22 protein-coding genes are annotated in these 18,882 nt (G+C 71.3%); 11 read left to right on the top strand and 11 right to left on the bottom strand.

Going from position 1 to position 18,882, the window contains the following annotated elements; translation table 11 throughout:
* The 5 genes from ACCP09_RS30070 to ACCP09_RS30050 all read right to left on the bottom strand — a co-directional run.
* Positions 1-1,195, bottom strand: a 1,195-nt coding sequence (locus ACCP09_RS30070) for an MFS transporter (RefSeq protein WP_433752008.1), incomplete at its 3' end; no start/stop codon positions are given.
* Positions 1,196-1,271: 76 nt separating this feature from the next.
* Positions 1,272-1,886, bottom strand: coding sequence for a TetR/AcrR family transcriptional regulator (locus ACCP09_RS30065; RefSeq protein ID WP_020422853.1), 615 nt, complete (start codon positions 1,884-1,886; stop codon positions 1,272-1,274).
* A 22-nt stretch (positions 1,887-1,908) separates the two neighbouring features.
* Positions 1,909-3,255, bottom strand: a complete 1,347-nt coding sequence (gene paaK / locus ACCP09_RS30060) for a phenylacetate--CoA ligase PaaK (RefSeq protein WP_433752005.1) — start codon at positions 3,253-3,255, stop codon at positions 1,909-1,911.
* Between the two features lie 13 nt (positions 3,256-3,268).
* On the bottom strand, positions 3,269-3,652 hold the full coding sequence (gene paaI, locus ACCP09_RS30055) for a hydroxyphenylacetyl-CoA thioesterase PaaI (protein WP_167499246.1): 384 nt from the start codon (positions 3,650-3,652) through the stop codon (positions 3,269-3,271).
* An 89-nt stretch (positions 3,653-3,741) separates the two neighbouring features.
* A complete protein-coding gene (locus ACCP09_RS30050; protein WP_433752003.1) occupies positions 3,742-4,533 on the bottom strand; it encodes an enoyl-CoA hydratase/isomerase family protein in 792 nt (263 codons plus the stop codon).
* A gap of 82 nt (positions 4,534-4,615) precedes the next feature.
* On the opposite strand from ACCP09_RS30050, the gene paaZ reads away from it, so the two are divergent.
* From paaZ to paaE, 6 genes are read left to right on the top strand one after another with little or no spacing between them, the layout of a single operon-like run.
* Entirely contained in the window at positions 4,616-6,640 is a 2,025-nt protein-coding gene (gene paaZ / locus ACCP09_RS30045; protein ID WP_378336631.1) for a phenylacetic acid degradation bifunctional protein PaaZ, read from the top strand.
* Entirely contained in the window at positions 6,637-7,581 is a 945-nt protein-coding gene (paaA, locus tag ACCP09_RS30040; protein WP_433752001.1) for a 1,2-phenylacetyl-CoA epoxidase subunit PaaA, read from the top strand. The genes paaZ and paaA overlap by 4 nt, the downstream gene beginning before the upstream one ends.
* Positions 7,578-7,865 (top strand): 1,2-phenylacetyl-CoA epoxidase subunit PaaB, encoded by a 288-nt coding sequence (gene paaB, locus ACCP09_RS30035; protein WP_017984160.1) that lies wholly within the window; start codon positions 7,578-7,580, stop codon positions 7,863-7,865. Before paaA ends, paaB begins: the two co-directional genes overlap by 4 nt.
* 7 nt (positions 7,866-7,872) lie before the next feature.
* Positions 7,873-8,757 carry a 1,2-phenylacetyl-CoA epoxidase subunit PaaC gene (paaC, locus tag ACCP09_RS30030; protein ID WP_433752014.1) on the top strand — a complete coding sequence of 295 codons (885 nt, stop codon included), beginning with the start codon at positions 7,873-7,875 and terminating at the stop codon, positions 8,755-8,757.
* A complete protein-coding gene (paaD, locus tag ACCP09_RS30025) occupies positions 8,751-9,242 on the top strand; it encodes a 1,2-phenylacetyl-CoA epoxidase subunit PaaD (protein ID WP_123685294.1) in 492 nt (163 codons plus the stop codon). The genes paaC and paaD overlap by 7 nt, the downstream gene beginning before the upstream one ends.
* Position 9,243: 1 nt before the next feature.
* Complete coding sequence (paaE, locus tag ACCP09_RS30020; RefSeq protein ID WP_123685295.1) at positions 9,244-10,326, top strand: 1,2-phenylacetyl-CoA epoxidase subunit PaaE; 1,083 nt, start codon at positions 9,244-9,246, stop codon at positions 10,324-10,326.
* Here paaE and ACCP09_RS30015 read toward each other — a convergent pair.
* Positions 10,304-10,522 (bottom strand): hypothetical protein, encoded by a 219-nt coding sequence (locus ACCP09_RS30015; RefSeq protein ID WP_020486725.1) that lies wholly within the window; start codon positions 10,520-10,522, stop codon positions 10,304-10,306. The two genes, paaE and ACCP09_RS30015, sit on opposite strands and share 23 nt — an antisense overlap.
* Positions 10,523-10,764: 242 nt before the next feature.
* On the opposite strand from ACCP09_RS30015, the gene ACCP09_RS30010 reads away from it, so the two are divergent.
* Positions 10,765-12,054: an MFS transporter gene (locus tag ACCP09_RS30010; RefSeq protein ID WP_433751998.1), complete on the top strand. Its 1,290-nt coding sequence runs from the start codon at positions 10,765-10,767 to the stop codon at positions 12,052-12,054.
* 2 nt (positions 12,055-12,056) lie between these two features.
* Positions 12,057-12,419: an RNA-binding S4 domain-containing protein gene (locus tag ACCP09_RS30005; RefSeq protein ID WP_027934700.1), complete on the top strand. Its 363-nt coding sequence runs from the start codon at positions 12,057-12,059 to the stop codon at positions 12,417-12,419.
* Positions 12,420-12,600: 181 nt separating this feature from the next.
* Here the strand turns inward: ACCP09_RS30005 and ACCP09_RS30000 are convergent, their stop codons facing one another.
* The 3 genes from ACCP09_RS30000 to ACCP09_RS29990 are packed head-to-tail and all read right to left on the bottom strand — an operon-like array spanning position 12,601 to position 15,296.
* Positions 12,601-12,837, bottom strand: coding sequence for a hypothetical protein (locus ACCP09_RS30000; RefSeq protein ID WP_433751995.1), 237 nt, complete (start codon positions 12,835-12,837; stop codon positions 12,601-12,603).
* Positions 12,838-12,888: 51 nt separating this feature from the next.
* Entirely contained in the window at positions 12,889-14,010 is a 1,122-nt protein-coding gene (locus ACCP09_RS29995) for an amidohydrolase family protein (protein WP_433751993.1), read from the bottom strand.
* Positions 14,007-15,296, bottom strand: coding sequence for a glutamine synthetase family protein (locus tag ACCP09_RS29990; protein WP_433751991.1), 1,290 nt, complete (start codon positions 15,294-15,296; stop codon positions 14,007-14,009). Before ACCP09_RS29990 ends, ACCP09_RS29995 begins: the two co-directional genes overlap by 4 nt.
* Before the next feature lie 94 nt (positions 15,297-15,390).
* Between ACCP09_RS29990 and ACCP09_RS29985 the strand changes: the two genes are divergently transcribed.
* The 3 genes from ACCP09_RS29985 to ACCP09_RS29975 all read left to right on the top strand — a co-directional run bounded on the left by ACCP09_RS29985 (position 15,391) and on the right by ACCP09_RS29975 (position 18,156).
* Positions 15,391-16,236: an SGNH/GDSL hydrolase family protein gene (locus tag ACCP09_RS29985; RefSeq protein WP_433751989.1), complete on the top strand. Its 846-nt coding sequence runs from the start codon at positions 15,391-15,393 to the stop codon at positions 16,234-16,236.
* A 107-nt stretch (positions 16,237-16,343) separates the two neighbouring features.
* Complete coding sequence (locus ACCP09_RS29980; protein ID WP_027934703.1) at positions 16,344-17,147, top strand: acyl-CoA thioesterase; 804 nt, start codon at positions 16,344-16,346, stop codon at positions 17,145-17,147.
* A gap of 10 nt (positions 17,148-17,157) precedes the next feature.
* A complete protein-coding gene (locus ACCP09_RS29975) occupies positions 17,158-18,156 on the top strand; it encodes a TIGR03617 family F420-dependent LLM class oxidoreductase (RefSeq protein WP_433751986.1) in 999 nt (332 codons plus the stop codon).
* Between the two features lie 11 nt (positions 18,157-18,167).
* Here the strand turns inward: ACCP09_RS29975 and ACCP09_RS29970 are convergent, their stop codons facing one another.
* Together ACCP09_RS29970 and ACCP09_RS29965 are read right to left on the bottom strand one after the other, a co-directional pair.
* Positions 18,168-18,341 carry a hypothetical protein gene (locus ACCP09_RS29970; RefSeq protein WP_157360735.1) on the bottom strand — a complete coding sequence of 58 codons (174 nt, stop codon included), beginning with the start codon at positions 18,339-18,341 and terminating at the stop codon, positions 18,168-18,170.
* A 123-nt stretch (positions 18,342-18,464) separates the two neighbouring features.
* Complete coding sequence (locus ACCP09_RS29965) at positions 18,465-18,797, bottom strand: YnfA family protein (RefSeq protein ID WP_378365243.1); 333 nt, start codon at positions 18,795-18,797, stop codon at positions 18,465-18,467.
* Positions 18,798-18,882 lie beyond the last annotated feature (85 nt).

Genomic DNA, 18,882 nt, shown 5'->3' with positions numbered 1-18,882 from the left:
CGACGGGATGACCACCCAGCTTCTCTTTTGTTGCTTGGCGTGTTGTGGCTGCTGCCCAAATGGCCAGTCCGATCAGCGGCAGCGCCGCGCCGAACAGGGTCGGGCCGGCCCAGCCGAATGCGTCGTAGAAGCTTCCCGCTACTGCCGACGCTACCGCGCCGCCCACGAAGATCGTCGTCATGAACACCGTGTTGATGCGGGCCCGCGCGTCCGCCCGCAGGCCGTAGATTTCCCGCTGCGAAAGGACCTGGTGGCCCTGCACGGCGAGGTCGAGCACCACGCCGGCCAGCGCCAGCGCCACCACCGATCCCGCGCCCAGCCACGCCACGACCATCGCGACCGCGGCCAGGGCCAGTGCGATTCCGCTGCCGATCCCGCCGTGCCCGCGGTCGCCCAAGCGCCCTGCCAACGGGGCGGCCGCCGCGCCGGCCGCGCCCACCAGTGCGAACACCCCCACCTCGGTCTGCGTGAGCCCGTGCCGCCCGACCAGTTCGAACGCCACCGACGTCCAGAACGCCGAGAACGCCCCGAACATCAACGCCTGGCACACCGCCCGGCGCCGCAACGCGGGTTCCTCCCGGGCCAGTGTGAGGATCGACCGCATCAACCGGGCATAACCCTCGTCGTGCGTCGGGCGGCGGTGGGGCAGCATCCGGCGCGCCGCGACCGCCACCACCAGCATCAGCACCGCCGACACGAAGTAGATCGTCCGCCACCCGAACGCCCCCGCGACCAGGCTGGACAATGTCCGCGCCAGCAGGATCCCCAGCAGCAGACCGGTCATGACCGTGCCGACGAACCGGCCGCGCTGCTCCTCCGGCGCGAGGTGCGCGGCGAACGGGATGAGGATCTGCGCCACCACCGACGTCACGCCGATCAGCACCGACGCCGCCAGGAACACCCCGAACACCGGCGCCACGGCCGCGACCACCAGCGCCAGCGCGGTGAACACCAGCGTGCGCGACGCCAGCGCCCGGTTCTCCACCAGGTCGCCGAGCGGCATCAGCAACGCGAGCCCGGCCGCGTAACCCAGCTGCGTCAACGTCACCACCAGTGCGGCGCTGCCCTGGCTCACCCCGAACGCGGTCGCGATCTCGGCCAGCAGTGGCTGCGCGTAGTACAGATTGGCCACCGTGGCGCCGCACGAGAACGCGAGCACCACCATGATCAGCCGCAGGTTGCGGATTTCCGGCATGACAGTGCGGACACCACACACGGCCAGTGCATTCCCGGTGTGAGACCGTTCACCCGGGAAACCCGGCAAACGAGTCCTAAGCGGACCGCACCCGCAGCCCGTCGAAGGCCACGGCCGCCACCGTCTCCGCCAGCTCGTCGCCGCTCTGCCCGCCGCGCGGCCGGTACCACTCGATCAGCGAGTTGACCATGCCGAACAACAGGCGCGCCGCGGTCGGCGGATCGATGTCCGGCCGCAGGTCGCCCTCGTCGACGGCCTTGGTGACCAGTTCGGACACGATGTGGTCGAACTCACGACGACGGGCCAGCGCGTCCCGCTCCACCTTCGTGTTGCCGCGCACCCGCAGCAGCAGCGTCACGAACGGCAGCCGGTCCACCAGCACCCGGACACTGCCGCGCACCAGGTACTCCAGCCGGTCCACCGCGCGCCCGTCGACCGAATCCAGCTCGGCCACGATCTCGAACAGCCCGTCCAGCGCCCGGTTCACCGCCAGCCGCAACAACTCCTGCTTGCTCGGCACGTGGTGGTAGATGGCGGACTTGGTGATGCCGAGCTTGCGCGACAGGTCCTCCATGCTGGTGCCGTCGTAGCCGCGCTCGTTGAACAGCTTGACCGCGACCGCGAGCAGGGACTCCAGGTCGTAGCCCGGCCTGCCACGCCGGGCGGGCCGGGCCGGAGGTGCGGTCGTCATGACCCCAGTATCCCAAGCGGTCTCAGGCCGGCGGGCGCTGGTCGATCACGCGGCGCAGCTTGCCCATCGACCGTTCCAGTGTGTCCGGGTCGAGCACCTCCACGCCGACGCTGATCCCGACGCCGCCCTTGACCCGTGCCGCGATCTCCGCGGCGGCGCCGGAACGGCGGTCGGCCGGGGTGTCGTGCCGGGCCTCCACCAGCACCGTCAGGTGGTCCATCCGGTCCTTTTTGGTCAGCTTCAGCTGGAAGTGCGGCGCCAGGCCCTCGGTCGCGAGCACGATCTCCTCGATCTGCGTCGGGAACACGTTGACCCCGCGCAGGATGATCATGTCGTCGCTGCGGCCGGTGACCTTGTCCATGCGCCGGAACGCCGGCCGCGCGGTGCCGGGGCGCAGCGCGGTCAGGTCCCGCGTGCGGTAGCGGATGACCGGCATGGCCTGCTTGGTGAGCGAGGTGAACAGCAGCTCACCCGTCTCACCCTCGGCCAGCACGTTCCCCTCGACCGGGTCCACCACCTCGGGGTAGAAGTGGTCCTCCCAGATGTGCAGGCCGTCCTTGGTTTCCACACACTCCTGCGCGACACCCGGCCCCATCACCTCGGACAGGCCGTAGATGTCGACGGCGTGCAGGTCCATCCGCTGCTCGATCTCCCGCCGCATCTGCTCGGTCCACGGCTCGGCGCCGAAGATGCCCACCCGCAGCGAGGACTTCGCCGGGTCCAGGCCCTGGCGCTCGAACTCGTCCAGCAGCGTCAGCATGTACGACGGGGTCACCATGATGACCTCGGGCCGGAAGTCGGTGATGATCTGCACCTGCCGCGCGGTCATGCCGCCGGACGCGGGGATCGCGGTGCAGCCCAGCTTCTCCACGCCGTAGTGCGCGCCGAGCCCGCCGGTGAAAAGGCCGTAGCCGTAGGCCACGTGCACCTTGTGCCCCGGCCGCCCGCCCGCCGCGTAGATCGAGCGGGCCATCACCGTCGCCCAGGTGTCGATGTCGGCTTCGGTGTACCCGACCACGGTCGGCTTGCCGGTGGTGCCGCTGGAGGCGTGGATGCGGCGCACCTGCTCCTGCGGCACCGCGAACATCCCGAACGGGTAGTTGTCCCGCAGGTCGTGCTTGGTGGTGCAGGGGAACTTCGCCAGGTCCGACAGCTCGCGGCAGTCGTCCGGGTGCACCCCGGCCTCGTCGAACTTGCGGCGGTAGAACGGCACGTTCTCGTAGGCGTGCCGCAGTGTCCACTGCAGACGTTCCAGCTGGGTGGCGCGCAGCTCGTCGACGCTCATCCGCTCGGCGGCGGTCAGGTCGTCCGGCGCGGGCGCGGTGCCGAGGCGCTTCGCCTGGGGCACGTCGCTGTGCATGGTCGTCATGGGGGCCGGCTCCTCAGTTCTTCCCGATCGTGCGGCTGCGGCCGCGGAATTCGGCGATCACTTCGCGCCCGGCGCCGGTCTCGCGGTGCACCGTGACGTCGTAGATGCCGTTGCGCCCGTAACGCGTGCGTTCCTCGGCCGTGGCGATTAGGCGGTCGCCGAGGCGGGCGCTGGCGACGAACGAGATCTCGGCGCCCGCCGCGACCGTCACCGGGCCGTGGCTGTTGCACGCGCAGGCGAACGTCGTGTCGGCCAGCAGGAAGATGTACCCGCCATGGGCGATCGCGTGCCCGTTCACCATCTGCTCGGTGACCGTCATGCGGGCGACCGCCCGGCCACCGTCGGCTTCGACGAGTTCGATGCCGAGCGACTTCGACGCGACGTCGTCGGCGAACATCGCCTGCGCGGCTTGGGACACGGCAGCACTGCCTTCCGTCGTTACTGACCGAATGGACGGTTAATAATGTGCGTCCGGCCTCGGCACTGTCAAGACCCTTGGAACACCGGCTTCGACTTGCCCAGGAAGGCCTCGACGGCCCCGCGGTGGTCGTCGGTGAGCCCGAGCCGCGCCTGCGCTTCGCCTTCCAGGCGCAGGACTTCCGGCAGCGGCGCGCCCCAGGACGCGGCCAGCGCGCGCTTGGCCTCCGCGTAGGCGCGCGTGGGGCCCGCGGCCAGGCGGGCGGCCAGATCGGCGGCGGTGGCGGCCACCTCGTCGGCGGGCACGACGCGCCCGGCGATGCCCCACTCCGCGGCCTGCGCGGCGGTGAACGTCTCGCCGAGCAGGACGAGTTCGCTCGCCCTGGCCGCGCCGACGGCGCGCGCGAGCGTGGCGGACAGGCCGGAGTCGCAGGTCAGGCCGATGCCGGTGAACGCGGTGCCGAACTTCGCGGTGTCCGCGGTGACCCGCAGGTCGCAGGCGAGGGCGAACCCGAGCCCGGCGCCGACGCACGTCCCGTTGACCGCCGCGACCACCGGTTTCGGCATGGTCGCCAGCGTCGTGACGATCGGGTTGTAGTGCTCGTCGATGGTGGCGAACGCGGTCGCCGGGTCGGCGCGCAGCGCGTCGGCGTGCTCGGCCAGGTCCTGGCCCACGCAGAACGCCCGGCCGGTGCCGGTGAGCACGACGGCGCGGACCGAATCGTCCGCCGCCACCCGCTCCAGCGCGTCCCGCAGCTCGGTCTTCAGTTCGCCGGTGAGGGCGGGCCGGAGCATCGTCACGGTGGCCACGGCGCCTTCGCGGGAAACGGAAACAACTTCACTGGTGCTTTCGTCAGCCATGCCGAGACGCTACCATGACTTCCTGAACGTTCGGTTGGTTAATCCGGGGAAGCGAGGAACGATGGCCCAGCAGTCGACGAGGATGCTGCGCAGCTACGTCAGCGGCGGCTGGCGGACCGGGGAGGGCGAGGGGGCGCCCCTGCACGACGCGGTCACCGGCGCCGAGGTCGCACGGATCTCGTCCGCCGGCATCGACATGGCCGCCGCGCTCGACCACGGCCGCCGCGTCGGCGGGCCTGCCCTGCGCGAGCTGACCTTCCACCAGCGGGCCGCGCTGCTCAAAGCCGTGGCCTCCCACCTCCGCGAGCACCGCGACGAGCTGTACGAGCTGTCCGCCAAGACCGGCGCCACGCTCGGCGACTCGAAGTTCGACGTCGACGGCGGCATCGGCGTGCTGTTCGCCTACTCCGGCAAGGGCAAGCGCGAGCTGCCCAACGACACCGTCTACGTCGACGGCAACGTGGAGCCGCTGAGCAAGGGCGGCACGTTCCTCGGCCAGCACATCGCCACCCCGCTGCGGGGCGTCGCCGTGCAGATCAACGCCTTCAACTTCCCGGTGTGGGGGCCGCTGGAGAAGTTCGCCCCGGCGTTCCTCGCGGGCGTGCCGAGCCTGGTCAAGCCGGCCAGTCAGACCGCGTACCTGACCGAGCGCGTGGTCGAGCTGATCATCGAATCCGGTCTGATCCCCGAGGGCACGCTGCAGCTGATCTCCGGCAGCGCCGGCGACCTGCTGGACCACCTCACCGAGCAGGACCTGGTGTCGTTCACCGGGTCGGCGTCGACCGCGCAGAAGCTGCGCACGCACCCGGTGATCGTGCGCCAGGCTGTGCGGTTCAATGCCGAGGCCGACTCGCTGAACTGCTCGATCCTCGGCCCGGACGCGGGGCCCGGCACGGCCGAGTTCGACCTCTACGTCAAGCAGCTGGTCACCGAGATGACCGTCAAGGCGGGCCAGAAGTGCACCGCGATCCGCCGGGCGTTCGTGCCGGCCGAGCTGCTCGACGACGTGGCCGAGGCCGCCGCCGAGCGCCTGGCGAAGGTCAAGATCGGCAACCCCGCGGCGGAGGGTGTCCGCATGGGCGCGCTGGCCAGCCTGGAGCAGCGCGAGGAGGTCCGCCGCTCGCTGAAGGCGCTGCAGGACGCCTCCAGCGTCGTGTTCGGCGACCCGGAGCGGGTCGAGGTGGTCGACGCCGACGCCGAGCGCGGCGCGTTCATCTCGCCGGTGCTGCTCAAGGGCGACGCCGACCGCGCCGAGCCGCACGAGGTCGAGGCCTTCGGCCCGGTGTCCACGCTGATGCCCTACACCTCGGTCGAGCAGGTCATCGGCTACGCCGCGCGCGGCCAGGGCAGCCTCGCCGGGTCGGTCGTCACCGGCGACGCCCAGTTCGCCCGCGAGGTCGTGCTCGGCGTGGCGCCGTGGCACGGCCGCCTGCTGGTGCTCGACGCCGACGACGCGAAGGAGTCGACCGGCCACGGTTCGCCGATGCCGGGCCTGGTGCACGGTGGCCCTGGCCGCGCCGGTGGCGGCGAGGAGATGGGCGGCATCCGCGGCGTGCTGCACCACATGCAGCGCACGGCCGTGCAGGGCAGCCCGAAGGTTCTGTCCGCGGTCACCGGCCGGTGGGTCGAGGGCGCGCCACGCAACACCGAGGACGTGCACCCGTTCCGCAAGTCCCTGGCGGAGCTGAAGATCGGCGACTCGGTGGTGGCCGGGCCGCGCACCGTGACCCAGGAGGACGTGGACCATTTCGCCGAGTTCACCGGCGACACCTTCTACGCCCACACCGACCCCGAGGCGGCGGCTGCCAACCCGTTGTTCGGCGGCATCGTGGCGCACGGCTACCTGGTCGTGTCGTTCGCGGCAGGCCTGTTCGTCTCGCCCGAGCCGGGGCCGGTGCTGGCCAACTACGGCCTGGAGAACCTGCGGTTCCTGACCCCGGTCAAGCCCGGCGACGAGCTGACCGTGACGCTGACCGCCAAGCAGATCACCCCGCGCGAGAACGCCGACTACGGCGAGGTGCGCTGGGACGCCGACGTGACCAACTCCGCGGGCGAGTCCGTCGCCAAGTACGACGTGCTCACCCTGGTGGCCAAGGAGAATCGATGACTGCCATCCTCGACGAGAAGGACCTCGAACGGCACTTCGAGCACACCATCGAAAAGGACCAGCGGATCGAGCCGCGGGACTGGGTGCCGGAGGGCTACCGCAAGACGATGATCCGGCAGATCGCGCAGCACGCGCACTCCGAGATCATCGGCATGCAGCCGGAGGGCAACTGGATCACCCGCGCGCCGTCGTTGCGGCGCAAGGCGATCCTGCTGGCGAAGGTGCAGGACGAGGCCGGGCACGGGCTGTACCTGTACTCGGCCGCCGAGACGCTGGGCGCGGACCGCGCGGACCTGACCGAGAAGCTGATCAGCGGGCGGCAGAAGTACTCGTCGATCTTCAACTACCCGACGCTGACGTTCGCCGACGTGGGCGCGATCGGCTGGCTCGTCGATGGCGCCGCGATCTGCAACCAGGTGCCGCTGTGCCGGTCCTCGTACGGGCCGTACGCCCGGGCGATGATCCGGATCTGCAAGGAGGAGTCGTTCCACCAGCGGCAGGGCTACGAGCTGCTGATGACGATGATGAAGGGCACGCAGGCGCAGCGGGACATGGTGCAGGACGCGGTGAACCGGTTCTGGTGGCCGTCGCTGATGATGTTCGGCCCGCCGGACGCCGAATCGGCCAACACCGCGCAGTCGATGGCGTGGAAGATCAAGCGGCACACCAACGACGAGCTGCGTCAGCGGTTCGTCGACATGACCGTTCCGCAGGCCGAGGCGCTCGGCGTGACGCTGCCCGACCCGGAGCTGAAGTGGAACCCCGAGCGCGGGCACTACGACTTCGGCCAGGTCGACTGGGACGAGATGAAGCAGGTCGTCGCGGGCAACGGCCCGTGCAACACCGAGCGGCTGGCGCGGCGGCGGCAGGCGCACGAGGACGGCGCGTGGGTCCGCGAGGCCGCGGCCGCGCACGCGCGCAAGATGGCGGAGGCGAAGTGAGCAAGAGCGAGTGGCCGCTGTACGAGGTTTTCGTGCGTGGCAAGCGAGGCCTCAACCACGTGCACGTCGGGTCGCTGCGCGCGGCCGACGACCAGATGGCCCTGCACAACGCGCGTGACCTGTACACGCGGCGCAACGAGGGCGTCAGCATCTGGGTGGTCAAGGCCGCCGACATCACCGCGTCCTCGCCGGATGAGAAGGACCCGTTCTTCGCGCCGTCCGGCGACAAGGTGTACCGGCACCCGACGTTCTACGACATCCCCGACAACGTTCCCCACATGTGAGCTGATGATGTCCTTTGACAACGCCTACGAGGCTTTGATCGACGCTCACGACGACTCGCGGTGGGCGTTCGGCACCGGGTTCGAGGACCCGCTCGCCGGGGTCGACACCTCGGTGCCGTCCGGTGTGGACGGTGATGACCTGGCGCGGTACTGCCTGATGCTGGGCGACGACGCCCTGGTGTTCTCGCACCGGCTGCAGCAGTGGTGCACCCGCGCGCCCGAGCTGGAGGACGAGGTCGCGATCGCCAACATCGGCCTCGACCTGCTCGGCCAGGCGCGGCTGCTGCTGGCGCGCGCGGGCAAGGCCGATGGTTCAGACCGCGGCGAGGACGACTACGCGTTCTTCCGCGACGAGCACGAGTTCCGCAACGTCCGGCTCGCGGAGCTGGAGCGCGGCGACTTCGGGCAGCTGATCGCGGTGCTGCTGGTGTTCTCGACCTGGCGGCTGGCGCTGTTCCAGCGGCTGCGGTCGTCGGTGGACCCGGTGCTCGCCGCGATCGCCGACAAGGGCGTCAAGGAGCTGACCTACCACCGCGACTACGCGGCGCAGTGGGCCGTGCGGCTCGGTGACGGCACCGCGTTCTCGCACGAGCGGATGCAGGCCGGGCTGGACGGGATCTGGCCGTTCGTGGACGAGCTGTTCGTGCCGCACGAGACCGAGTCGCGGCTGGCCGCGGCCGGTGTCGCGGTCGACCCGGCGTCGGTGCGCGAGGAGTTCGACGACGTGCTGGCGCAGGTGTTCGCCGCCGGTTCCCTGTCCCGCCCGGAGATCGCGGGCAAGGCCGGGGTCAACGGGCAGACCGGACGGGGCGGCCGGCACACCGAGGCGATGGGCTACCTGCTGGCCGAGCTGCAGAGCGTCGCCCGCGCCCATCCGGAGGCGACATGGTGAGCGCCCGCGCCGTCGCGGAAACGGTCCGCGATCCCGAGCTGCCCATGCTGACGCTGGCCGACCTCGGCGTGCTGCGCGAGGTGTCCGAACAGGACGGTGCGGTGACGGTGTCGATCACGCCCACCTACACCGGGTGCCCGGCGATGGACACCATGCGCGACGACCTGGTGCACGCGCTGCAGGGCGCCGGCTACTCGCGCGTCGAGGTCCGCACGGTGCTGCAGCCGGCCTGGAGCACCGACTGGATCAGCGAGCGAGGGCGCCGGGCGCTGGCCGAGGCGGGTATCGCGCCGCCGGGCAGCGCGCCGCGACGGCCGTCCGGGCCGGTCCCGCTGACGCTGAGCCCGCCGGTGCGCCGGGTGTCCTGCCCGCGGTGCGGGTCGGCGGACACCGAGCTGGTGTCGGAGTTCGGCGCCACCGCCTGCAAGTCGTTGCTGCGCTGCCGGTCCTGCGACGAACCCTTCGAGCACGTCAAGGAGATCTGAGGTGACCGCGAGCACCAAATCGAGGCTGCGGGGCGACTTCCACACGCTGACCGTGGCCGAGGTGACGCCCCTGTGCGACGACGCCGTCGCGGTCACCTTCGACGTGCCGGAGGAGCTGGCGGAGGCCTACGCGTTCCGCGCCGGGCAGTCGCTCACGCTGCGGCGGACGATCGACGGGCGCGAGGAGCGCCGGTCGTACTCGATCTGCTCACCCGAGGGCAGCAAGCCGCGCATCGGGGTGCGCGAGGTGCCGGACGGGCTGTTCTCGACGTGGCTGGTGCACCAGGTGCGGCCGGGCGACGAGATCGAGGTCGGCACGCCGACCGGGAACTTCACGCCCGACCTGTCGGTGCCGGAGCACCACGTGCTCATCGCGGCCGGCTCGGGCATCACGCCGGTGCTGTCGATCGCGGCGACGGTGCTGCGTGACCCGGCGGCGACGGTCACGGTGCTGTACGGCAACCGCCGCACGGACACGGTGATGTTCGCCGACGAGCTGGCCGACCTGAAGGACCGCTACCCGGACCGGCTCGAGCTGGTGCACGTGCTGTCCCGCGAGCCGCGCGAGGCGGAGCTGTTCACCGGACGGCTCGACGGCGAGAAGCTGTCCGCGTTGCTGGCGCTGTTCCCGGACGTGTCGGCGGTCGGGCACTGGTGGCTGTGCGGGCCGTTCGGGATGGTCACGGTGGCGCAAGAACGGTTGCGTGCCGCCGGAGTGCCGTCATCGCGGATCCACCAGGAACTGTTCTATGTGGACGACGTGCCGCCGGAGCCGGTGCGGCACGAGGAGAAGCCGCTCGACGGAGTCGTCACCCAGGCGACGATCATCCTCGACGGCCGCGCCACGACGCTCGCTGTGCCGCGGGACGTGCCGGTGCTGGACAGCGCTCAGCGCGCGCGGCCGGATCTGCCGTTCGCGTGCAAGGGCGGCGTGTGCGGCACGTGCCGGGCGAAGGTGACCGCCGGGGCGGTGGACATGCGCCGCAACTTCGCGCTCGAGGAGAGCGAGGTCGCCGACGGGTTCGTACTGACCTGCCAGTCGCTGCCGGTGTCCGACGCGCTCACGGTCGACTTCGACGTGTGATCGGCACCGCCTTCGCCGCGGCGGCCAGTGACCCCGCCGCGGCGAAGGCGAGCACGATCGCCAGAACGCCGGACAACCACACCGACATGGCGAGTGCCAGGTAGACCTGCACCGCCGCGGTCGCCGCGAACACCGCCGTCAGGACAAGCCAGACCGGACGGTCGGTGACCGGAGTCTTGGACTGGCCCAAACTCACTGCGAAACCCCTCCCGCGATCTTTCGGATACCCCTGGTATCGCCAATTGGGCCGTCCGGGTTACCGCTGGGCACCATCCGTGACGTTGTCAACATTTGCCAGTCGGCGCGCTTCCCGCGGCGGACTTGCTGCGTGGAGTGGCCGAGCCATTGCCGAGAGTGCGCAGCCCCAGCCCCGTCACCGCGTGACGCCGTTCACCCGGCCGGGCGGAGCGGTTCATCCGGCTCGTGGACAATCATGCCGTGACCGTCACCGCCAAGGCCTCGCCGGGCGCGCGCAAAGCCGTGCTGAGCTGGGCGTTCTGGGACTGGGGAGCGTCCGCGTTCAGCGCCGTCATCCTCACGTTCGTCTTCTCCGTCTACCTCACCGACGGTGTCGCCGCCGACACGGAAAGCGGGTCGCAAGCGCTTGGCGTCGCGCTGACGATCGCCGGTGTGGCGGTGGCCCTGCTGGCTCCGGTCACCGGGCAGCGCAGCGACGTCGGCGGCAGGCGCAAGCTCTGGCTCGGGATCCACAGCGCCATCGCGATCGCCTGCACGGCCGGGCTGTTCTTCGTCCAGGACGAGCCGTCCTACCTGCTGGCCGGGCTGCTCCTGCTCGCGGTCGGCAGCGTGTTCTTCGAGTTCGCCGAGGTCAACTACAACGCGATGCTCGTGCAGGTGTCCACGCCGAAGACGATGGGCCGCGTGTCCGGCTTCGGCTGGGGCATGGGCTACTTCGGCAGCGTCATCGCCCTCGCGATCGTGTTGTTCGCGTTCGTGCAGCCGGACGTCGGGCTGTTCGGCGTGACCTCCGAGGACGGCCTGAACATCCGCGCGGTGGCCCTGTTCGTCGCGGTGTGGTTCTTGGTGTTCGCCCTGCCGGTGCTGCTGTTCGTGCCGGAGAACCCGCCGTCCCGCGAACAGGCCAGGGGCAACTTCTTCGCCGGCTACAAGGTGCTCGTCAAGCGGCTGGCGCACCTGTGGCGGACCGACCGGCGGACGCTGTGGTTCCTCGCCGCGAGCGCGATCTACCGCGACGGCCTGACCGCGATCTTCACGTTCGGCGGCGTGGTCGCGGCCGGGACGTTCGGGTTCAGCCAGACCGAGGTCGTGATGTTCGCGATCGTGGCGAACGTGACCGCCGGGATCGGCGCGGTCAGCGGTGGCAGGCTGGACGACCGCCTCGGGCCCAAGACCGTGATCGTGACGTCGCTGATCGCGCTGGTGATCATCGGTGTCGCGCTGACCGTGCTGCCCGGCAAGGCGACGTTCTGGGTGTGCGGGCTGGCGCTGTCGGTGTTCCTGGGCCCGGCGCAGGCCGCGAGCCGGACGTTCCTGGCGCGGATCGTCGAGCCGGAGCGGGAGGGCGAGGCGTTCGGCCTGTACGCGACCACCGGGCGGGCGGTGAGCTTCCTGGGGCCGCTGGCGTTCAGCGGGTTCATCGCGATCTTCGACAGCCAGCGCGCCGGGATGGCGGGGATCGTGCTGATCCTCGCAGCCGGGCTGGCGGCGATCCTGCCGGTCAAGGCGCCGGCGAGGCAAGATGGATGACCATGGAGTCCACGCGCGTGGACCGCTGGCTGTGGGCGGTCCGTCTGACGAAGACCCGATCCGACGCGGCCGCGGCCTGTCGCGGCGGGCACGTGCGGGTCAACGACCGCCCGGCGAAGCCCGCGACGGGCGTACACCCCGGCGACACGGTGCGGGCGCGCGTCCATGACCGGACGCGGATCGTCGAGGTCGTGCGGGTCATCGAAAAACGGGTGGGCGCCCCCGACGCGGCCACGTGCTACATCGACCGCACCCCGGCGCCCCCGCCGGAGGCCCTGACGCCGGTCGCCCGCCGCGAGCGCGGAGCGGGCCGCCCGACGAAGCGGGACCGCCGCCTGCTCGACCGGCTGCGCGGCCAGGGCTGATGAGCTGCAGGGCTGGTGCTGGCCGCACAGGGTCTGCTCAGCTCGACTTAATGGCTCTTTCCGAGCCCTGGCAAGCCGCCGGAGATCGTCCGAACCGAACTGCCGTCCTGGCGGGTGGCTCGATCGAGTTCGATCGCGGCCCGACGACGTGCTTGTGGCGAAATTTCGGCGGTACGTTTGTTCACGCGAGCGGCACGCCGTTTCGGCGGGCCTGCTTGGAGCCGTCGAGATCGGTGAGCAACTCGTCGATCACGTCCTCGATCCTTCTCAGGCGGTGGACGACGATGCCAGCGGTCTGTGACGGGACTTCAGCGCCACGGACGACGCTCCCAGCGGAGATGGCAACTGTTGGTTCCTCGGGCGTTTGGCGTTCAGGCACCCGTCCCGCCAAAGTGATCCCTTCGGCTGGTTCGATCACGCTGACGGGAAGGCCGCGGCAAGCGTGAGTCCAGTTACAGCACCGCGCCGCTCAAAGCCGGTACACGCGCCGCGCGTTGTCGCGCGCGATCATGGTCACCACGCGCCGCGCGTCGGCTTCCGGCCAGTCGCCGTCGGTGACCCACCGGCCGAACGTCGTGGTCACCGCGCGGCGCCACAGCAGCGCGCCGAGGTAGTGCAGCTCCGGCGGCCCCCACGCGTCCGACGAGTACAGCTGCTTCGCGAACGGCGCCAGCTCGAAGGACTCCGCCACCACCGCCACGCTGCGCACCCCCGTGTGGTTGATGCCCAGCCCCACGTCGAAGTGCACGTTCGGGAACGCCTGCGCCAGGTACCCGGCCTCCCGGTGGTACGGGTAGCAGTGCAGCAGCAGAACCGGCACGTCCGGCGTCGCGCGCAGGAAGTCCAGCAGGTGCAACGGGTTGACGCGACGCAGGTCGAGGTCCCGGTCGCCGATGCCGGTGTGCAGCTGCAGCGGCAGGCCCCGCTCGATCGCCGCGTGCAGGCCGAACCGGATCAGCACCTCGTCGTCCATCCGCGGCTCGTCGCCCGCCGTGTCCAGCCACCGGTCCGCCGCCGCCGTCACCTCGGCCGGTGACGGCGGGGTCAGGTCGATGTCGAATCCGGTGCGGTAGGCCAGGATCGACTTGGCCCCCACCGCGTTCTCGGCGCGCGCGGCCAGCCGGGCGGTGAACGCGTCGGCGTAGTCGCGCCCGGACACGTTCTCCAGCGCAAGCTCCTCGGCCAGCGCCTCGAGCCGCACCACCTCGTGCGCCCGCGCGCCGGAGGCCGACTCCATGCCCTCCAGCCCGAGCAGCGAACTGGTGGCGTACCCGGTGTCGACGATCCAGTCGCTCACGCCGGCGCCGCCGAGGAACCGCCGCGTCACCTCGGCCACGCCGAGCTCCGTGCGGCGCTTCCAGTACTCGTCGGCCGGGGCGTGCTCGGGCAGGTCGAGCACCGGCGCGCACCACCGCCGCACCGCGAACCCGAGCTGCGAGTCGAACTGCGTCATCCACGGCGGGATCGGGTCGGGCGAACCCTCGTTGAGGTGCCCCTCGAACTCGGCCCGCTCCAGCTCGACCGTGAAGGCGCCGTGCACGTGGTGGTCCACGAGCGGCGCGGCGGCGACGTGCTCGGCGAGCGCGCTCACCACGTGAACCTGAACTTCCCGGTCAGCACGTCGATCTCCGCCTTGCCGTAGGTGTCCAGTTCGTGGCGGCGCACCGCCGTCAGCGCACTGGCGATTTCCGGGCCGAGCAGCCGCCGCGCGAGCGGGGACGCCACGAACGCGTCCAGTGCGGTGGCCGGATCGGGCAGCCGGGGCACCTCCGGCAGTTCCGACGGGTTGCGGGTGACCTCCCGGGGCAACGGCAACCGCCGGGTGATGCCGTCGAGGGCGAGCCCGAGCAGCGTCGCCAGCGCGAGGTACGGGTTGGCCGACGGGTCCGCGCACTTCAGCTCGACGCTCGCGCCGTGCGGGTTGCCCGCGGTGGCGGCGCAGAACCGCACGGCCGCCTCCCGGTTCTCCCAGCCCCAGCACGCGTGGGCGCCGGACCAGGTGTCCGGCTGGAGCCGGTGTCCGGACAGGACGGATCCGGCGAACACCGCGAGGGTTTCCGGCAGACCGGTCACGATCCCCGCGATGGCGGCGCCACCGTCGGCGGTCAGGCCGTGCGGGCCGTCGCCGCCGGAGAGCAACGGAACGCCGTCGCGCGCGAGGGACACGTGCAGGTGCGCGCCGTTCCCGCTGCCGCCGGCGTAGGGCAGCGGCGAAAAGGAGACCGACAACCCGTGCCGGCGCGCGATGCGGCTGGTCAGCAACCGGGCGAGCACGACCTCGTCCGCGGCCTCGACCGGGCTCGCCGGCGCGAGGGAGAACTCGAACTGCCCGTCGCCGTACTCGCTGTGGATCTGCTCGACGGGCAGGCCGGCGTCGGCCAGGTCGGCGAGGAACGGCTCGGCGGCGAGGTTGAGGCCGTAGGCGTTCCAGTGCGGGAAGGCGTCGGTGACCACGAACTCCAGCTCGCACCCGGCGCGCGCGACGATGCCGTGGTCGGCGAGCGCGTTTTCCACCTCGCGCAGGGCTTTCCGGGCGCACAGTCCGCTCGGCTCACCGTCCTGTGTGGACACCTCGGCAGGCGCCCAGGCCAACCCGTCGCCGAGGAGCCGGAGCGCGTCCAGGTCGGCACGCAGCCGCAGGTCGCCGACCACGCCCAGCTCTGGGGTGAACGCGATCGCGTTGTCGATGCAGAACACGTGCCAGCTGGGGGAGGCGCCCAGACCCGCGCGGTGGAAGTCTCGCGCCCGGTGCGGCGGCACGAACTTCGCCCGCGTCACCCCCGCGGGATCCACCAGGGTGCCCGCGAGCAGACGGCAACCGGCGTCGGCCAGGCGGCGCTCGACCGCGGCCAGCTGGGCGTCGTCGAGCTGCCGCATGAGGATCAGTGTCCCACCGAGCGCGATGCCCTGCGCGACTCGGCGAGGTGAGCGAAAATGGAGGGCCATCGCAACGCGGCGAGGAGGTTTCGTGATGCGACGCTTCGGGTGGATCGGCGCGGCGCTCCTGCTGGTCCTGTTCTCGGTCACGCCCGCCTCGGCCGCGCAGCACGACTACCTCGCCCTCGGCGACTCGGTCGCGTTCGGTTACCGTCCGCCGGCGGTGACTCCACCCGCCGACTACTTCGACGCCTCGAACTTCGCCGGCTACCCGGAGCGGTACTCGCCCAATGTGACGAACGCGTCCTGCCCGGGTGAGACGACCGCCAGCATGATCATCCCCGGTGCGCAGAGCAACGGCTGCGAGAACTCGGTCGGGTCCCCGTTCGGCTACCGGACGATCTACCCGTTGCACGTCAGCTACTCCGGCACCCAGCTGGAGTACGCCGTGTGGTTCCTCAAGACGCACCCGCGCACCCGGCTCGTCACGATCGACATCGGCGCGAACGACCTGCTCGTGTGCCAGCAGACCACGCCCGACCAGTGCACCGGGGCCAGTTTCCCGGTCGCGCTGCAGCGGATCAGCCGCAACCTGACCACCATCTTCGCGGCTCTGCGCGGTGCGGCCCGGTACCGGCACGACCTGGTGCTGGTGTCCTACTACGCGCTCGACTACCGCGATCCGGTCGCGGTCGCGCAGGTCCAGGCCCTCAACGCCGCACTCGCCGGGCCCACCCTCCGGTTCGGTGGCGTAGTGGCTGACGGCTTCGGCGCGTTCCAGGAGGCGTCCCGGGCCACCGGCGGCGACCCGTGCGCGGCCGGCCTGCTGATCGCACTGCCCACCGGCGGCTGCGACGTCCACCCCACCGCCAAGGGCCACGCCGTGCTGGCCGGCGCCGTCGAGGACGCCGTCGCGAAGGGACAGCGTCACGCCGCCTGACCCAGGTTCAGCAGCGGCCGCGCCGCCCCGCGCTCGGCCGCCACTTCCGTTGTGATGCCTGTCTACCAGCGCCTGGCCGCGTGTGCCTCCTGTATTACCGTGCGGTAATGCACGCCGTCAGTGAGAAAGCGGTGGACGAGCCCACCCTGGCCGACCTGCTCGACCTCGAGGAGATCGACCGCGACCTCTACCGCGCCAACCTCGTGTTCGACGACCCCCTGCCGCTCTACGGGGGCCAGGTCGCCGCGCAGGCGCTCGCCGCGGCCGGGCGCACGGTGCCGGAGGACCGGCTGCCGCACTCGCTGCACGGCTACTTCCTCCGCCCGGGTGACGCGACGCGCCCGACGATCTTCCACGTCGACCGGGACCGCGACGGCGGCTCCTACTCCGCCCGCCGGGTGGTCGCCGTGCAGAACGGCGAGGTCATCTTCAACATGTCGGCGTCCTTCCACCGCCGCGAGGAGGGCGTCGACCGCGAGGCCCACCCCGAGCGTCCCGAAGGCGACCCGGAGCAGCTGCCCGGTGGCGGCATGCCGCGGCTCTTCTCGATGCAGGGCGCGCTGCCGCCGCAGCCCTATCCGGACGGCCAGTGGCCGACCCGCTTCTGGGCACGCTGCGAGCTCGACCTGCCCGACAACCCGCTCATCCACGCCTGCGTCCTGACCTACCTCTCGGACATCTCGTCCGGCGTCGCGGCCTTCGGCAACGACGAGGCGTCCGCGTCGTCGAGCCTGGACCACGCGGTGTGGTTCCACCGGCCGGGCCGCCTCGACGAGTGGGTGCACATGGACCTGGTGCCGCAGAGCGTCGCGGGCGGCCGCGGCTGGTACACCGGCACCGTCCGCACCCGGGACGGCGTGCTGCTGGCGAGCCTCGCGCAGGAGTGCCTGTTCCGGAACCGCAGGCGGTAGCGTTCGTAGGGTGAAGGTCGATTTCGCGGTCCCGTTCGAAAGTCCGGCCGACTGCCGGGAGACGATGCGGCGGGCCGAGCGCGACGGTTTCGACGGCGTGTGGACCACCGAGGTCAGGCACGACCCGTTCCTGCCGCTCGCGCTCGGCGCGACGGTCACCGAGCACGTCACGCTCGGCACGGCGATCGCGGTGGCGTTCGCGCGCAACCCGATGACGGTCGCGCAGACCGCGAACGACCTGCAGGAACTCTCCGGTGGACGGCTGCTGCTCGGCCTCGGCACGCAGATCAAGACGCACGTCACCCGGCGGTTCTCGATGCCGTGGTCGCAACCGGCCGCCCGGATGCGCGAGTTCGTGCTGGCGCTGCGGGCGATCTGGGACAGCTGGCAGACCGGTGGGCGCCTCAACTTTCGGGGCGAGTTCTACACCCACACGGTGATGACCCCGATGTTCACGCCGCCGCCGCACCCGTACGGTCCGCCGAAGGTGCTGCTCGCCGGTGTGGGGGAGGGCATGACACGTGCGGCGGGCGAGGTCGCGGACGGCTTCCTGTGCCACGGGTTCACCACCGAGCGGTACCTGCGCGAGGTGACGGTGCCTGCGCTGCGGTCCGGGCGGAGCTCACTGGACGGCTTCGAACTGGTCGGCTCGCCCATGGTGGTGACCGGCCGGACGGACGCCGAGATCGCCGCCGCGCTCGCGGGCACGCGGCGGCAGATCGCGTTCTACGGATCGACGCCGGCCTACCGCGGGGTGCTGGAGCTGCACGACCGCGGCGAGCTGGGTGACGAGCTGCACCGGCTGTCCCGTCGTGGCGAGTGGGAGCGGATGGGCACGCTCGTCGACGACGAGCTGCTGGCCGCGATCGCGGTGGTGGGCAAGCCCGACGAGGTCGCGGCCGAGGTGCGGCGCCGCTACGGCGATCTGTTCACGCGCGCGACGCTCTACCTGCCGTACGAGGCGGAGCCGGGCCTGGTGGCCGAGGTCGCGGCGGCGGTGCGCTCGTAGGCCGCGGGCCCTCAGGAGGGGGAGAAGTGGTCGTCGTCCTCCTGGTGGGGCGGGTGTTCGGCCGGGGCGCCCTCCTGCTCGGCCTGCTCGTGGGGCCGCGTGAGCTTCGCGTCCCGCGCCGCTTCCTTCGCCTCGGCCAGCGCCTGCCTCGACTCGGCCAGCTCGTCGTGCTTCTCGTCCGGCACGATCGCCTCCCTTCGTCCGCTCCCGGCTACCACTTCCGCCGTCCCGCAAACCAGTAGCGTGACGGGCCGAACACCGTGACCGACGGGGTGCCGAAGGCGTAGGCGAGGTGCACGAAACGATGTTCAGCCGCGCGGGGCGTACATGATGACCGCGACGCCCGCGAGGCAGATGAGCGCGCCGATCACGTCGAACCGGTCGGGCCGGTACCCGTCGGCGACCACGCCCCAGGCCAGCGAGCCGGCGACGAACACACCGCCGTAGGCGGCGAGGATGCGGCCGAAGTTGGCGTCCGGCTGCAGCGTGGCGACGAAGCCGTACAACCCGAGCGCGATCACGCCCGCGCCGATCCAGATCCACCCGCGGTGCTCGCGGACGCCCTGCCAGACGAGCCAGGCGCCACCGATCTCGGCGAGCGCCGCCAGCACGAACAGACCGATCGAACGCAGAACCAGCACGAGCCGACCCTAGCTGCGGGCTGCCAGTCCCACATGCGGCACTTCGGTCAACCGGCGGCCCGCGCTCGCCCACTCGGTGGAAGTT

This window comes from Amycolatopsis sp. 3B14 (assembly GCF_050958625.1).
Classification (GTDB): Bacteria; Actinomycetota; Actinomycetes; order Mycobacteriales; family Pseudonocardiaceae; genus Amycolatopsis_E; species Amycolatopsis_E thermoflava.
The sequence above is the reverse complement of the archived record's forward strand: the minus strand, read 5'-3'. Positions and strand labels throughout refer to the sequence as shown.